This window comes from Microbispora sitophila (assembly GCF_014892245.1).
GTDB classification, from domain to species: domain Bacteria; phylum Actinomycetota; class Actinomycetes; order Streptosporangiales; family Streptosporangiaceae; genus Microbispora; species Microbispora siamensis.
In genome coordinates this window covers 597884-612557 of the sequence record NZ_JADBGC010000001.1, presented here as the reverse complement: position 1 = coordinate 612557, position 14674 = coordinate 597884, and the positions used below count along the sequence as shown (strand labels likewise).

Annotated in this window: 13 protein-coding genes; 5 read left to right on the top strand and 8 right to left on the bottom strand. The window is 70.5% G+C overall.

Features of this window, described 5'->3' with window-relative positions; translation table 11 throughout:
• Positions 1 to 27: 27 nt before the first annotated feature.
• Positions 28 to 1611 carry an acyl-CoA synthetase gene (locus tag IL992_RS02805; RefSeq protein WP_193201687.1) on the top strand — a complete coding sequence of 528 codons (1584 nt, stop codon included), beginning with the start codon at positions 28 to 30 and terminating at the stop codon, positions 1609 to 1611.
• Positions 1612 to 1705: 94 nt separating this feature from the next.
• On the opposite strand, the gene IL992_RS02800 is transcribed toward IL992_RS02805, so the two are convergent.
• The 3 genes from IL992_RS02800 to IL992_RS02790 form a co-directional block, all read right to left on the bottom strand.
• Positions 1706 to 2107 carry a hypothetical protein gene (locus IL992_RS02800; RefSeq protein WP_193201686.1) on the bottom strand — a complete coding sequence of 134 codons (402 nt, stop codon included), beginning with the start codon at positions 2105 to 2107 and terminating at the stop codon, positions 1706 to 1708.
• Between the two features lie 188 nt (positions 2108 to 2295).
• Positions 2296 to 2943 (bottom strand): protein-L-isoaspartate O-methyltransferase family protein, encoded by a 648-nt coding sequence (locus IL992_RS02795; protein WP_319018287.1) that lies wholly within the window; start codon positions 2941 to 2943, stop codon positions 2296 to 2298.
• A gap of 86 nt (positions 2944 to 3029) precedes the next feature.
• Positions 3030 to 3596: a cysteine hydrolase family protein gene (locus tag IL992_RS02790; protein ID WP_193201685.1), complete on the bottom strand. Its 567-nt coding sequence runs from the start codon at positions 3594 to 3596 to the stop codon at positions 3030 to 3032.
• Between the two features lie 124 nt (positions 3597 to 3720).
• Between IL992_RS02790 and IL992_RS02785 the strand changes: the two genes are divergently transcribed.
• Together IL992_RS02785 and IL992_RS02780 are read left to right on the top strand one after the other, a co-directional pair.
• Positions 3721 to 4149, top strand: coding sequence for an RrF2 family transcriptional regulator (locus IL992_RS02785; RefSeq protein WP_139576739.1), 429 nt, complete (start codon positions 3721 to 3723; stop codon positions 4147 to 4149).
• A 74-nt stretch (positions 4150 to 4223) separates the two neighbouring features.
• A complete protein-coding gene (locus tag IL992_RS02780; protein ID WP_193201684.1) occupies positions 4224 to 5408 on the top strand; it encodes a globin domain-containing protein in 1185 nt (394 codons plus the stop codon).
• Between the two features lie 66 nt (positions 5409 to 5474).
• Here the strand turns inward: IL992_RS02780 and IL992_RS02775 are convergent, their stop codons facing one another.
• Together IL992_RS02775 and IL992_RS02770 are read right to left on the bottom strand one after the other, a co-directional pair.
• On the bottom strand, positions 5475 to 6284 hold the full coding sequence (locus tag IL992_RS02775; RefSeq protein ID WP_193201683.1) for an SAM-dependent methyltransferase: 810 nt from the start codon (positions 6282 to 6284) through the stop codon (positions 5475 to 5477).
• Between the two features lie 130 nt (positions 6285 to 6414).
• Positions 6415 to 7872: a GH1 family beta-glucosidase gene (locus tag IL992_RS02770; protein WP_226872086.1), complete on the bottom strand. Its 1458-nt coding sequence runs from the start codon at positions 7870 to 7872 to the stop codon at positions 6415 to 6417.
• Positions 7873 to 8271: 399 nt separating this feature from the next.
• Here IL992_RS02770 and IL992_RS02765 point away from each other — a divergent pair, with 399 nt between their 5' ends.
• Together IL992_RS02765 and IL992_RS02760 are read left to right on the top strand one after the other, a co-directional pair.
• Entirely contained in the window at positions 8272 to 9297 is a 1026-nt protein-coding gene (locus tag IL992_RS02765; protein WP_319018283.1) for a LacI family DNA-binding transcriptional regulator, read from the top strand.
• Between the two features lie 222 nt (positions 9298 to 9519).
• The gene (locus tag IL992_RS02760; RefSeq protein ID WP_193201681.1) at positions 9520 to 9825 is read left to right on the top strand and encodes a DUF6401 family natural product biosynthesis protein; all 306 of its coding nucleotides are present in this window, start codon (positions 9520 to 9522) and stop codon (positions 9823 to 9825) included.
• Between the two features lie 79 nt (positions 9826 to 9904).
• Here IL992_RS02760 and IL992_RS02755 read toward each other — a convergent pair whose 3' ends face one another.
• The 3 genes from IL992_RS02755 to IL992_RS02745 all read right to left on the bottom strand — a co-directional run bounded on the left by IL992_RS02755 (position 9905) and on the right by IL992_RS02745 (position 14582).
• The gene (locus tag IL992_RS02755; RefSeq protein WP_193201680.1) at positions 9905 to 11068 is read right to left on the bottom strand and encodes a mechanosensitive ion channel family protein; all 1164 of its coding nucleotides are present in this window, start codon (positions 11066 to 11068) and stop codon (positions 9905 to 9907) included.
• 216 nt (positions 11069 to 11284) lie between these two features.
• Positions 11285 to 12181, bottom strand: a complete 897-nt coding sequence (locus tag IL992_RS02750) for a hypothetical protein (protein ID WP_193201679.1) — start codon at positions 12179 to 12181, stop codon at positions 11285 to 11287.
• Positions 12182 to 12212: 31 nt separating this feature from the next.
• Positions 12213 to 14582, bottom strand: coding sequence for a serine/threonine protein kinase (locus IL992_RS02745; RefSeq protein WP_193201678.1), 2370 nt, complete (start codon positions 14580 to 14582; stop codon positions 12213 to 12215).
• Positions 14583 to 14674: the final 92 nt, after the last annotated feature.

Below are 14674 nucleotides of genomic sequence, written 5' to 3'. Positions count from 1 at the left end.
TCCTCTGTTCAGGTGTTGGAGCCGCTCATGTCCCCCGCCTCGCCGGATGTCGCCCTCGCCCGCCGTCAGTCGCTCGCGGACCTGCTCCGGCGCTCCGCCCGGCGGCACCCCGGCCGCCTGGCCGTGGCGGACGCCGCACAGGTTCGTACGTACGCGGAGCTCGACGAGGACGTGACGCGGGTGGCGGGCGCGCTGGCCGCCCGGGGCGTGCGTCCCGGGGACCGGGTGGCGGTGCTGTCGCGCAACAGCGTGGACTACGTGCGGACGATCTTCGGCGTGGCCCGCGCCGGGGCCGTCCTCGTGCCGGTCAACTTCATGCTCGGCGCCGACGAGATCGCCTACGTCCTGTCCCACTCCGGCGCGGTCGCGCTGATCGCGCAGGACGCCCTGCTACCGGTGGCGCGCGACGCGGCCAAGCAGGCCGACGGGCTGCGGCTGCGCATGGTGTACGGCCCGGCGCCGGAGGAGGGCTGGGAGCCGTTCGACTCGCTGCTTCGGGAGGACGTGGCCGAGCCGGTCGTGCCGATCGGCCCCGACGACCCCGCGCAGATCCTCTACACCTCGGGCACGGAGTCACGCCCGAAGGGCGCCGTGCTGTCCCACGCCGCGCTGATCGCCCAGTACGCGAGCTGTGTCATCGACGGCGGCATGACCCGCGACGACGTCGAACTGCACGCGATGCCGCTGTTCCACTGCGCCCAGCAGCACTGCTTCCTGGTGCCGGACATCCAGCTCGGCGCCTCCAGCCACATCCTCCCCGGAGCCGACCCCGCCGCCGTGCTGGAGGCGATCGAGCGCCACGGGGTGACCAAGTTCTTCGCGCCGCCCACGGTGTGGATCTCGCTGCTGCGCCACCCGGACTTCGACCGGCGCGACCTGTCCTCGCTGCGCAAGGGCTACTACGGCGCCGCGATCATGCCGGTCGAGGTGCTGCGGGAGATCGCCGAGCGACTGCCGGACGTGCGCCTGTGGAACTTCTACGGCCAGACCGAGATGGCCCCGGTGGCGGTGATGCTCCAGCCGGAGGACCAGATCCGCAAGGCGGGCTCGGCCGGCCAGGCCGCCCTGAACGTCGAGACCCGGGTCGTGGACGCCGACGGGAACGACGTCCCTCCCGGGGAGATCGGCGAGATCGTGCACCGCAGCCCGCACGCGATCCTCGGCTACCTGGACGACCCCGAGAAGACCGCCGAGGCGTTCCGGGGCGGCTGGTTCCACTCGGGCGACCTCGGCGTGATGGACGAGGAGGGCTACCTCACGGTTGTCGACCGGATCAAAGACATGATCAAGACCGGCGGGGAGAACGTCGCCAGCCGCGAGGTCGAGGAGGTCGTCTACGAACACCCGGCGGTCGCGGAGGTGGCCGTCGTCGGGGTCCGCCACCCGAGCTGGATCGAGGCGGTCGTGGCGATCGTGGTGACCAAGCCCGGCGTGACCGTCACCGAGGAGGAGCTGCGGGCCCATGTCCGGGCCCGGCTCGCCGCGTTCAAGGTGCCCAAGGCCGTCGCGTTCGTCGACGCACTACCGAAGAACCCGAGCGGAAAGATCCTCAAGCGCGAACTCCGGGACCGCCACGCCGCCCTCGCCGACCGCATCCCCGGCACCCGCTGAGCTGGTCACGGCCGGTGGCCGGGGTGCGGCGACGGGCGTTCCCACGCCTCGTCATCGTCCCCGGCCCCGGGCGTACACTGTCGGCCCGTGCCGCCTAGTTGTAGACGCGCGGGCTGGTGTACGTCCCGTGCTGGACGTAGCCGCTGGTATAGACGTGGACGATGGTGACTGCGGACCCACTGGTCGGCGGGATCGTGTAGATGGGCTGGTAGATCGGCCCGAACCGGCCCATGCGGTCGAGCCGCAGATAGTCGGTCCACTTCGAGCCGTTGTTGGTGGTCTTGACCTCCAGCCTGTACCAGTACCGCGAGATGTCCGGAGCGGCGTTCATGTAGAAGTCGCCGACCGCGTTACTGCCGCTGATCGAGATGCAGGAGCTGATGGGATACGCGCCGGTACAACCGCCTCCGCTCGCGGCGTTAGCGGGCTGCACGCCCAGGAGAGCCGCGAACGCCAACGGGACGACGGCCGCGCGTCGCGCGATTTTCCTCAGCATGTTGCCTTCCTTCCTCCGCGCCGGCGCCTGCGGGACACCGGCGGAGAACTGCTCCAGGAAGCCGGGATCGGCTCGGCTCCTACCGTCGCGCAGGTCGGTATAGGCGAGGTATAGGCCCAGGCAGGCCCCGATTGGTCCATCTGGCGAGGCGGCCACGGGCATGGCCCTGGCAGGGGTGGCCCGTACGGTCAGGAGGGGTAGCCGTAGCGGCCGTGGAGACGGACGAAGCGGGCCAGAGTGAGGACCTGGCGCGGTTCGAGACCGATGACGGTGCGCTCGAACAGCACGACCTCCTCCCGGCCGCCCGTGCCGATGGGCTGCACCAGGCGTCCGCCGAGCCGCAACTGCTCGACCAGCGGCGCGGGAACCGTGGGAAAGGCGGCCGAGACGATGACGGCGTCGTAAGGGGCGTGCTCGGGCACCCCCTGGCCGCCGTCGCCGACGAGCACCTCCGCGTTGCGGATGCCCTGCCGGGCCAGGTTGCGGCGCGCCCCGCGTACGAGGTCGGGCCACAACTCGACGCTGACCACGTCGGCGGCCATGCGGGCGAGCAGCGCGGTCTGGTAGCCGAGGCCGCTGCCGACCTCCAGCACGTGCTCCCGGCCGGTGAGGCCCAGCCCCTCGATCATCGTCGCCGACAGCGACGGCTGGGTCGTCACCTGCCCGTGCGCGATGGGGATCGGGACGTCCTCGTACGCGTGGCCGATGTGCTCGGTGGGGACGAAACCGGCTCTCGGGGTCGAGCGCACGGCCTGGAGCAGGCGCTCGTCACGCACGCCCACCGCCCGGACGGCCCGGACGAGGTCTTCGGGACAGGCGGCTGCGGTCACGTCCACCACGCTCACGTTCAGACGGCGAGCGGCGCCGTCCCCCACCGCGGCCCGCTCCCCCTCGGTGATGCCCCCTCAGCCGCGCCGGAACCTCAGCCCGCCTCGGCGGCGAAGGTCACCTCCGCCGTGCCGACGGTCCCCGCGCGGCGGCCGGGGGCGCTCTGCCACTGCCAGTAGAGGTTCGTGTGCGCGATCACCTGCTCCGGAGCCGGCGCACCGTAGGCGGTGAGGTCCTCGGTGGTGTGCGCGTCGCCGACCAGCGTCACGTCGTAGCCGCGGACGAAGGCCCCGTGGAGGGTCGAGCGGATGCACGCGTCGGTCTGGGCTCCCGTGACGACGAGCCGCCCCACCCCGCGCTCGGCGAGCAGCGCCTCCAGGTCGGTGTCCTCGAACGAGTCGCCGTACCTCTTGTGGACGAGCGGCTCCGATTCCCGGCGGACCAGCTCGGGCACGTACCGCCAGTTCTCGCTGTCCCGCTGGAGACCGTGGTCGTCGGAGTGCTGCACCCAGATCACCGGCACGTCCTCCGCGCGGGCCTTGCCGACCAGGGTGTCGACGTTCGCGATCACGGCGTCACGGTTGGGGGCGCCTTCCATTACCCCGATCTGGACGTCGATGACCAGCAGCGCGGTGTTCGGGCGATCAGCCAGGGTCGTCATGGGTTTCCCGTTCTCGTCGCGGATCCTGTGCCGCCCCACCCTAGAACCGGCCACCGACAACTTCGGCCCCCGTACGAAGCACCCCAAATTGGAGTGCTACATACCGATTTGCTAGCGTCGAAGTGTGCGGTTGACGAAGTTCACGGACCTGGCCCTGCGCGTCACCATGCGCCTGGCGGTCCTGGAACCGGGGGCGTCGCTCACCACCCGCCAGGTGGCCGACGCGATGGTGATCCCCTACAACCACACCGCCAAGGCCATCGCCCGCCTGCAGCACCTCGGCGTCGTGGAGGCCCGCCGGGGACGCGGGGGCGGCCTGGAGCTGACCGAGTTCGGCCGTACGGCCTCGATCGGCTGGCTGGTCCGCGAACTGGAGGGAGAAGAGGAGGTCGTCACCTGCGAAGGGGAGATCCCTTGCCCGCTGCGAGCCGTCTGCAGCCTGCGCGGCGCGCTGCGCGCGGCACAGCAGGCCTTCTACGCCTCCCTCGATCCGATCACCGTGGATCAGCTGGCCTCCTCGTCGTCGAGGCCGGTGCTGCTCAGCCTCTCCTGACGTGCGCAAATGGGAAGAACCAGCAGGATCTTGGCGTTTAATTTGCGTATCAGATACCAATTTGGAGGATGCCCATGCTCTCCCCGGAGTCGGCCGCGACCGTCCGCGCCACCCTGCCCGTGATCGCGGGCGCGATCCAGGGCATCACCGCCCGCTTCTACGACACGTTGTTCGCCGACAACCCGGAGCTGCTGCGCGACCTGTTCAACCGCGGCAACCAGGCCAACGGTGAGCAGCGCGTCGCGCTGGCGGGCTCGATCGCGGCGTTCGCGACCGCGCTGGTGGAGCGCCCAGGCGAGCTTCCCGGCACGATGCTCTCCAGGATCGCCAACAAGCACGCCTCCCTCGGCGTCGCCGAGGAGCAGTACGCCGTGGTGCACAAGTACCTGTTCGGCGCGATCGCCGAGGTGCTGGGCGACGCCGTGACGCCCGAGGTCGCCCAGGCGTGGGACGAGGTCTACTGGCTCATGGCCGAGACGCTGATCGGCCTGGAGCGCGGCCTCTACCGCGAGGCGGGCCGGGGCTGGACGCGGGCCGCCGTGGTCGAGCGGCGCGACGAGACGGCGGACGTGGTCTCCTTCCTCCTGCGCCCGGACCTGCCGATGTCCTTCCTGCCGGGTCAGTACGTCAGCGTCCAGGTCACGCTGCCCGACGGGGCGCGGCAGATCCGGCAGTACAGCCTGTCGAACGCCCCGGAGCGCGGCGACTGGCGGATCACGGTCAAGCGGGTGCGCGGCGAGGGCGCCCCCGAGGGCGAGGTCTCCGCCTGGCTGCACGAACATGTCCGGGCCGGTGACGTGCTCGCGGTCTCCGCACCCTTCGGCGACCTGACCCTGCCCGAGGGCGACGGCCCGCTGCTGCTCGCCTCGGCGGGGATCGGGGTCACCCCCATCCTGTCGATGCTCGACCACCTGGTCGCCACCGGATCGGACCGGCGGGTGGTGGTCGTGCACGCCGACCGCTCCCCGGACGCCCACGTCCACCGCGAGGAGCTCGCGGACCTGGTCGCGGACCTGCCCGGCGCCACCCTGCACCGGTGGTACGAGGACCTGCCAGAAGAGCATGCCGCCGACCATGTCGCCGCCGTGGGCCGGGCCGACCTGTCGGCGCTCGACCTGCCCGGGGACGTCGTGGCCTGCCTGTGCGGGCCGCTGCCGTTCATGCGGACCGTGCGGGCGCAGCTGGTCGAGCTGGGCGTGCCCGCCTCCGGCATCCACTACGAGGTGTTCGGCCCCGACCTGTGGATCGCGGCCGCGTGATCCGGTGACCGGCCCGCCGCTCGCCCGCGGCGGGCCCTATCACCGGGCCCTCTCAGCAGGGTCCGATCAGCGCAGCAGGCCGACGCCGGCGTAGCCGTCCACGCCGGGGATCCTCGGCAGCTTCGGCTCGTCGGGCTCGGGCCGCCATTGCTCGGTCACGACCAGACCCGGCTCCACCAGGTCGAACCCGTCGAAGAACCGCAGCAGTTCGGCGTGGGTCCGCGGGGTGACCGCCCCGGCGGAGGTGTTCTTGTACAGCTCGCGTCCCTCGCGGATCTTCTCCTCGTCGAGATCGCCGTACGACAGGTGGCTGATGGCCATCGCACTGCCGGGGGCGAGCCTGTCGCGCAAGGTGGCGACGATGCGCTCGGCGTCCTCGGTGCCGGGGATGAAGTGCAGCACGGCCACCATGAGCAGGCCCACCGGCTTGCCGAAGTCGATGTGCTCGTTGATCCGGGGGTCGTCGAGGATGGCCTCGGGCTCGCGCAGGTCGCCGTCCACGACGATCGTCTGGCTGTTGTCGGCCAGCAGGGCCCGGCCGTGGGCGAGCACGATCGGGTCGTTGTCGACGTAGACCACCCGCGAGTCGGGGGCTTCGCCGAGCGCGACCTGGTGGACGTTCTCCTGCGTCGGCAGCCCGGCGCCGATGTCGAGGAACTGGCGGACGCCCTCCCGGGCCATGAGGGTCACGGCCCGGCGGATGAAGCGCCTGTTGGTCTGCACGCCCTCACGCGCGTTCGGGGTCAGCTCGATGAGCTTCTCGGCCGCCGCCCGGTCGACGGCGAAGTTGTCCTTGCCGCCGAGGAGGTAGTCGTAGATCCGGGCCACGCTGGGGACCGTCACGTCGATTCCCGGCGGGCCCTGCTCCTTGTTCATTGGTCCTGCCCTGATGCGCTGGTACGTTGATCAAAACGTAGCTGATTAATCAGGACTAGGCGCATCGAAGAGGGAATTGACCGGCACGCGCCAGGGGCGCGGCCGGCCAACCCGGAGCCCGGTGGGCTCCTCAGTCCCCCGCCGGGCGCTCACCCCCAGGTGTGCCGGCGACCAGGATGTCGACCGGACCCGTGGTCGCGGGTCCCACGACGACCGGGTCGGCGATGAAGTCGCGCATCCAGTGGAAGCTGGCCTTCGGCGTGCGCGCCTGGGTGTCGTAGTCCACGTGCACCAGGCCGAACCTGGCGGAGTAGCCCCGGGCCCACTCGAAGTTGTCCATCAGCGACCAGCAGAAGTAGCCCCGCACGTCCGCGCCCGCCGTCATCGCGTCGTGGGTCGCGGCCAGGTGGTCGCGCAGGTAGTCGATGCGGCCGCTGTCCTCCAGCACGCCGTCGTCGCCGTACCCGTTCTCCGTGATGTAGACGGGCGGCAGGTCCGGATAGCGGGAGGTCAGCCCGACGAGGGTCTCGTACAGCCCTTCGGGCTCCACCACCCAGCCCAGTCCGCTGGTGCGCGCGTCCTCCGGCGTGACGGTGCGCACGCCCAGGTCGAACGCCGAGCGCCGGGCGGGGTCGGCCTCCTCGTACGGCGCGGCCTCCACGTGCAGCCGGTAGTAGTAGTTCACCCCGAGGAAGTCCACCGGCGTGCCGATGACGTCCAGGTCGCCGTCACGGCGGAAGGAGAAGTCGGTGATCCGGCCGAACGTCTCGGCCATGTCGGAGGCGTAGGCCCCGCCGAAGAGCGGTTCGGTGAACTGCCGGTTGACCAGCAGGTCCATCCGCCGCGCGGCCTGGACGTCCCGCGGCGCGGAGGTCACCGGGACCGTCGGCGACATGTTGAGCGTCACCCCGACCTGCTGACCGGGTTTGGCCATCTCCCGCAGGCGCGCGACGGCCAGGCCGTGGCCGAGCAGCAGGTGGTGGGCCGCGGCCAGCGCGCCGTGCCCCTCCTTGGCGCCCGGCGCGTGCCGGCCCTCGCCGTAGCCGACGACGGCCGAGCAGTACGGCTCGTTCAGCGTGATCCAGTTCGAGACCGAGTCGCCGAGCGCGTCGTACATCACCTCGGCGTAATCGGCGAAACGCTCGGCCGTGTCGCGGACCCGCCAGCCCCCGCGGTCCTCCAGCGCCTGCGGCAGGTCCCAGTGGTAGAGGGTCGCGTACGGCTCGATGCCGCCCTCGCGCAGGGCGTCCACGAGCCGCCGGTAGAAGTCGAGCCCGCGCCGGTTCACCGGTCCTCGGCCGTCGGGCAGCACCCGCGGCCAGGCAACGGAGAATCGGTAGGCCCCCGCCCCCAGGTCTTTCATGAGATCGACATCCTCTTGCCAGCGGTGATAGTGGTCGCAGGCGAACTCACCCGACTCGCCCCGTGCCACCGCGCCGGGCATCCGGCAGAAGGTGTCCCATATCGAGGGCCCCCGGCCGTCGGCGCTAACGGCCCCCTCGATCTGGTAGGCCGCGGTGGCCGTGCCCCACACGAAGCCGGCGGGGAAGGTCCGCAGCATGGTGAGGCGTTCGTCGGTCGCCGTCATTCCCTGTTCGCTCCAGGTTCCGTGCCCGCTCGGGTGAACAGCCCGGACACGGCTGCCGGCCGTGCGGGCGATGAGACCGTTCCCCCGAAGGCCGCGGGACCCGCCGAGCCGTACGGCGGGCACACACGCGGGCAGACGGAGTTCCGCAGCGGACACCTGAACTCCCTCGCAGGAGAAAGGGAAGCGGCTGCGAGACACGACGGCGGCCGAGCCCGTGGCAACGAGAAAGCGCCGGCCGATGCCCGCCATCACACATAAGGGAACGGGAAGTTGTCAAGTCACAAAAACGTGACGAAAGGAAATTCCGATTACTGGTTGACGGGCTTCCCGGCGGTTGCCTATTTTGGGGAAACCGGTTGCATGAAACCGGTTACAGCGAGATGCGATAGCGTTTGGTCCGTGGCAACGATCAGAGAGCTGGCGCGCCTGTGCGGTGTGTCTCCCGCGACCGTCTCCCGCGTGTTCAACAACCCCGAGGTGGTGAACGCGAAGACCAGGGAGCAGGTGCTGCGGACGGCCCGCCAAGTCGGCTACCTGCCCAACGAGTCCGCCCGCACGCTGGCCACCAAGAAATCCTTCATGGTCGGCCTGGTGTGGGACACCGACCACCGCCGCCCCGGCTGGCGGCACCCGTTCTTCCAGGAAATCCTCATCGGCCTGAAGACGGCGCTCAGCGGGCGCGGATATCACCTCCTCATGCTCGCCACGAGCGGGGACACGAGCGGGGAGAGGACCGAGGACGCCTACGTACGCGCCGTGCGCAGGCACAACCTCGACGGCGTCGTGATGATCGACAGCGGCACCTGGGATCCCTCACTGCGGCGGCTGGCCGAATCGGGCGTGCCCTGTGTCAGCCTCGACCGTCCGGTCGAGGGTCCCCACGCCACGTACGTGACCTCGGACAACGCCGGCGGCGCCCGCCTGGCCGTACGGCATCTGCACGAGCGGGGACGGCGGGCCATCGCCACGATCACCGGCCCGGCGCACACGCGGCCCGGCGCCGAACGCCTGCGGGGCTACCAGGACGAACTGTCCCGGCTGGGGCTGCCGCGCCGGCCCGAGTTCGTGGTCGAGGGCGACTTCTACCTGTCGGGCGGCCACGCGGCGATGCGCCGACTGCTGGAGGCCGACGAGCGGCCCGACGCCGTGTTCGTCGCGGGCGACGAGATGGCCGTCGGCGCGCTGCGCGCGATCGGCGAGGCCGGGCTGAAGGTGCCCGAGGACATCGCCCTGGTCGGGTTCGACGACATCGAGGTGGCCGCGCTCGTGCCACCGGGTCTGACGACCGTCGCCCAGGACAAGGCCGGGTTCGGCACCGCCGCCGCGGAGGCGGTGGTCTCCATGATCAACGGTGCGGACGCCCCGCCGCCCCGGATCCTGCCGACGACACTCGTCGTGCGCGGCTCCAGCACGCACCCGCTCTGACCCTCCGCCCGCCTGTGGGCCGGAACACGCGCGCTGTCACGGCTCAGGACCCCACTCCACCCGTCCGCGCCGGCCTGGACGATCGGCACAGCCCGCGCGCCGGACGCGGACGGGCGCTCCCGCTTGGGGTTTCGCCCTCTCTGAGCGTTCTGGATCGTTGTGCTCCCGGAGGCGCTTATCGTGATGAGGCACCCATCACCCTTGACCCTCCGGGGGACTTCCGTGTCCGAGCAGTCGTGGCCTGTCCGCATCCGTGCCGAGTTCGCGCAGCGTGTGCTGGACCTGCGGCATCAGCATCCGGGGGTCCTCGCCTCGCTGGACCAGCACACGACCGCCGTCAAGCACGCCATCGCGGAGCTGGGCGAACGGGTCGGGCCGGCCTCCCTGCTCGCCTACCTGATCGGCTACTGGGACGGCGCGCGGGAGAAGGGCTGGCGGGCACCGGGGCCGGACCAGCCGCTCGACTTCGCCACCCTCCGCATGACCGCGGTCTGCCTGATGCTCGACGCCGCGGCCGAACCGGCCTGACTCCACACCGCTTCCGGAACAGCGGCGGGGCGTCCCTCCCGGTGAGGCCGGTGAGGGACGCCCCGCGCGGCTGAAGGGCTCACCGGCGCGGCGACGGCGGCCCCTCCGGGAGATTCGGCCGCGAGGAGGTGGGCCGCGCCACCTCACCCGGCGCATCCTGTGGCATCGGGGCGCCCGAGGTGCCCGCAGCCGGGGGGATGGGGGTCGTCGGAGCGCCCGGAGCGGCCGGCGGGGTGCTCTCGGGGTACGCGGGCCGGCTCGCCCGCACGTCCCCGGCGCCCTGCACGCCCGTCGTGGTCTCGTCGACGTTCTGCGGCTGCGCGGCGTTCTGCGGCTGCGCGGCGGTGTTCTGGGAGTACGCGGTGCCCTGCGGCTGCGCGGCGTTCTGCGGCTGCGCGGCGGTGTTCTGGGAGTACGCGGTGCCCTGCGGCTGCGCGGTGTTCTGCGGATAGGCGGCGGAGGCCGGCTGGGCGAAGGCCCCCACTCGCTGCCGCGGCTGCTCCGCGCGCGGCATGGCAGCGGTCTCCATCGCGTCGGCGCGGCCCCGGCTGTAGGCCGCGGCCTGGGCCCGGATGGTGTCGGTCTCGGCTTCCGCCCGGCTCAGCCAGTGCTCCCAGCGCTGCTGCATGGGCCGGACCAGCCCGCCGCCGACGCCGACGATGAGGATGCCGGCCATGGTGGCCAGGATGGCGATCAGCACGGGCGTCGTGACGGTGGTCGCGACCTCGATCTGGTTGAGCGCGGCGATGACGCCGAGGCCGATGATGAACACCGACGCGATCGTGGCCAGCGCCCGGCCGTACGACAGGGAGCCCAGAGCGGCGGTGACGATGTCCTTGACGGCCCTGGCGATGGCGGTGGCGACCACGATGATGACGATCGCCACGGCGGCCTTGGGCAGCCATGCCACCACTCCGGAGAGCAGATCGCTGACGGGGTTGGGCCCGAAGACGGAGAAGGCGACCTGCAGCGTGATCAGCAGGATCGCGTAGTAGACGAGTTTCGCGAGCAGGCCGGACGCGTCGTACTTGCTGCGCGCCAGCGCCCGCCCCACGGCCCCGCGCTCGATCCACCGGTCGAACCCGACGCGTTCGAGTACGGCGTCCACGGCCTTCCCCAGTGCCTTGGCGACCAGCCAACCCACCACGAGGACGACGACGAATGCGAGGAACTTGGGGACGAACGCGGCGATCGACGACCAGGCGTCGGCCACCCCTCTTCCCCAGTCGACCGGTGCGGCCATGGGTCCTCCTGTTGAGAGCCTTCACGACGTACGGGGCCCACGGCTACCCGGTGATCCGCGTCTCATACCCGCCCCGTGCCCGGCCCGGCACGCAAGGCGACGCCCGAATCGGCAGCAGTGCACGTCAGCCGCCGGTGACGCCGTATGAGACGCCATGAGGAATTTCACGACCGCTCCGTCACAGCGCATCGAAAGGCGACGCCCGGAGCTGCTCGACTAACCCGGCGGGTTGCGCCCCGCACCCCTCGGAGTCAGCAGGGAGCGCAGTGCTCTTCGCGTCGCTTCACCGAGAGTGGCTCCCCTCCGGCGCTTGACGTGAGAGAGTTCCAGCTCCTCTTTCGAGAAGTCCTGATAGAGGCGGATATCACGAGCGCGCGGGGTGCGGATCCACAAAGGAGCGCCGATCAGAATCCGGCTCGGGGGGGCCAGGTCCTTGTATCTGGTTTCGGACAGATCCACGTCATAGAATATCTCGGCCACCCATTCGGCATTGCTCTCTATATCCCCGTAAGTGAAGGCGCGCCGCCACGCCTGGAACGTGTCACGACCCCCCTGGTGTCGCGCCACCTGGCAGGCATGGAAGGCGAGTTCCTCCCGCGTGAGCCCCTCGAATCCCCGCGCGCACTTCTCTTCAAGGAATCGGCGAACCTCCGGCGCCGACGACGATGTCCATCCCCACCCAGAGGTCCACTCCGCACCTTGGACATGATCTGCGAAGTTCGTCATGCTGCCGAACAAGCAGACACCTATAGAACCGTCACCGTCCGCCTCCGTATAGATCATCGCTCGATTCTGGCTTCCCCCGTCGGATCCGACGAATTCGCCGAACACGACCGAGCCTTCTCCCCGTGCGTAGCGGACACCGGGCGGAGTGCTCTTGATGTCCGTGACGATCGTCTCGCCGAGCGCATTCTCGATCTGATCGGACAACCTCGCGCGGTCATGAACCGCTTCGGCGGCGGTTATCTCGACCTGCGGGAGCATTCCGCCGAAGTTGGGGGTAGTGGTCTTGGTCGTCCACTTACGCAGGTCGATGCCATTGTCCTCGAGCGTTTTCCGCACGCGGCGCTCCGACCAGTACAGGTATGTCACCGAACCGCCGAGCACTCCCATACCGACCCTCCAGGTCCACGGCCCGGCACCCCTAGCTCGCCAGGAGCAGCCCGTCGCCCTTGCGCCACCATTCGATCAACGTCTTCGGATTCGGGGCTTTGAAGTGGAACGCCTCGATGTTCAGTCGCTCGTCGGTCCAGACGAGGTAATACCAGGGGCCGTTCCTGTTGCACGTGAGCCGACCGGCGGGCTTGCCCTTGATGCTGTACGCGCCCTCTCCGACGAAGCCCCCCGGCGGCGTGCCGCAGGTCGTGTCGCTGTGCACGGCATTGAGCGCGTAGTTCCGCCGCATCGACGCTCTGTCGGGAAACTGGTAGTAGAAGACGAAGCCGACGCCCCGGAACGGGCCGCACACCACGCCGACGATCGACGTGTCGTGCACGTTGGTCGCTATCTGTTCCTTCGACGGGCGTACGCAGTCGACTCGTGACGCGGCCGGGATGTGCCGTAGCAGGGCCTGCTCGGCGGCCGTGGGGAACGCGGGCCGCGCCCGCGCGTTGATGGCCTGCGCGAGCTTCTCCAAGGAGGGAGTGCTGGACGCGTCCCACCAGCCGGCCAGCTTGCCGGGGTCCGCGCCGAACGCCCGCGCCAGAACGAGGAACGGCTCGATGCTCCACTCGACGGCGAACGCGCCATCCGCCTCCGGATGGCACAGCACGGCGCCGACCTCAGCGCTCTTGTGGTTGTACCGGTCGCTGCCGAGAAACCCCGCCGGATTGTCACGGCAGGAGATTCCGTACGGCGCCCGGATCCTGCGCGCACGCTCGTTGTAGGCGCGCTGCAGCGCGGGCAGGTCGGTGAAGCGATAGTAGGAGACCGTGGTGGCGCCCGCGCCCGGATCGCACTCGACTCCCGCCACCGCCTCCGGATATCTGTCCAGGTCGCCGGGCTCGACGCGCTTGCAGCCCTTCGCCTCCATGTCGTCGATCAACGACCTCTCGTCCGCGGTCGGGAACGGCGGCTCGCCGAGGAAGGCGGCCCATGCACGGGGCAGACCCGGCTCGGCGCCCTTCGGCATGCCGGCGCGCGCCACCGTCCTCGCCGAGGTGTCGGTCCAGACCAATGACCTGGTGTCGCCCGCCGTCCGGCACAGGACGCGCCCCTTCGGCGGTCCGACCCCGGGGTAGCGGTGCTCACCCGTGTCAGCCGCGGCGCAGTCCCCGCTTCCCCGTGCGATGCCGGCCTCGCGTACGGCGGCCTCGTACGCCTCGTCCATGTCCACGGTCGTGTCGAACAGGCCGAACACCACCTCGTCGCCGGAGGTGTCACGGCAGCGCAGCGAGACGTCCGCCCCGGGGAATCCGCCACCTGTGGCGGCGCGGGCGCAGGTCGTCTGCAGCGACTCCGGGACGCGTGCCAGCGCGGCCGAAGCGAGGTCGTCGCTGCTCACCACATACACGATCACACCGATGGCGATCACCAGCACCGTCGCCACCAGCATCGCCAGAATGCGCCGCCCGCGGCTCGCCGTCAGGCGCACGGACGGCTGGGGTGGCGCGGAGAGATCCGGCGCCGGCGGGACACCGCCGCCATCGGCACCGACGACCTCGGCGAGCCGGGCGGCCAGCTCGGCGCACCCTGGGTAGCGGTCGTCCGGCTCCTTCGCCAGGGCGGTGGCCACGATGTCGTCGATCCGGCCGTCCACATCGGGACACACATCCGTCACCCGCGGCGGCGGCGCGTGGAGGTGGGCCCACATCACCGAGACGGGGACGGGCTCAGGGTATGGCCTGCATCCGGTCAGGCACTGGTAGAGGACACAGCCGAGGGAGTAGACGTCGGTCCGCTTATCGACCTTGCCGCCTTTGATCTGCTCGGGCGAGGCGTAGTCGATCGTGCCGATGAACTGCCCGGCCGACGACGTCTCGTCCGCCACGTGCTTGGCGATGCCGAAGTCGCAGAGGTACACATGCCCGGAGTCGCGGTCGATCAATATGTTGTGCGGTTTGACGTCCCGGTGCACCAGGTCCTTGCCGTGCGCGGCGTCAAGAGCGGCGGCGACCTGGCGAATGATCCGCGCGGTCCTGGCCAGGCCGAGGCGGCCCTCGGCACGCAGGAGCCCGGCCAGGTCGGTGCCCTCGACGTACGGCATGACCAGGTAGAGCAGTGGACCCGCCTCACCCGCCTGATGGATCGGGATGACGTTGGGGTGGCCGAGCTGCGCCGCGCTGGTCACCTCACGGTGGAATCGCTCCCGGAAGCTCGGCTCGTCGCACACGCTCGGGTTGAGGACTTTCAGGGCGACCTTGCGGTTGGCGAGGCCCACCTCCTCCGCCAGGTGCACCTCGCTCATGGGCGTCTGGGAGAGCCGGCGGATCAGGCGATACCCGGGCAGTAGCCGCTGCAGCTCGGGCTGCGTGGGAAACGTGTCGGCCGTCGAGCCGTCCAACCCCACCTCCATGGCCATCTCCAGGAAAGCGCTCGGCTGACGGAGTTCCGAACCCCCAGGCCAGACCGAAACAACGGCGACGACCAAAGTTTTACCACGGATAG

Coding starts and splice junctions, on each gene's coding strand:
- IL992_RS02805 (WP_193201687.1), top strand. CDS start 28: ATGTCCCCCGCCTCGCCGGATGTCGCCCTCGCCCGCCGTCAGTCGCTC.
- IL992_RS02800 (WP_193201686.1), bottom strand. CDS start 2,107: ATGCTGAGGAAAATCGCGCGACGCGCGGCCGTCGTCCCGTTGGCGTTC.
- IL992_RS02790 (WP_193201685.1), bottom strand. CDS start 3,596: ATGACGACCCTGGCTGATCGCCCGAACACCGCGCTGCTGGTCATCGAC.
- IL992_RS02780 (WP_193201684.1), top strand. CDS start 4,224: ATGCTCTCCCCGGAGTCGGCCGCGACCGTCCGCGCCACCCTGCCCGTG.
- IL992_RS02775 (WP_193201683.1), bottom strand. CDS start 6,284: ATGAACAAGGAGCAGGGCCCGCCGGGAATCGACGTGACGGTCCCCAGC.
- IL992_RS02770 (WP_226872086.1), bottom strand. CDS start 7,872: ATGACGGCGACCGACGAACGCCTCACCATGCTGCGGACCTTCCCCGCC.
- IL992_RS02755 (WP_193201680.1), bottom strand. CDS start 11,068: ATGGCCGCACCGGTCGACTGGGGAAGAGGGGTGGCCGACGCCTGGTCG.
- IL992_RS02750 (WP_193201679.1), bottom strand. CDS start 12,181: ATGGGAGTGCTCGGCGGTTCGGTGACATACCTGTACTGGTCGGAGCGC.
- IL992_RS02745 (WP_193201678.1), bottom strand. CDS start 14,582: ATGGAGGTGGGGTTGGACGGCTCGACGGCCGACACGTTTCCCACGCAG.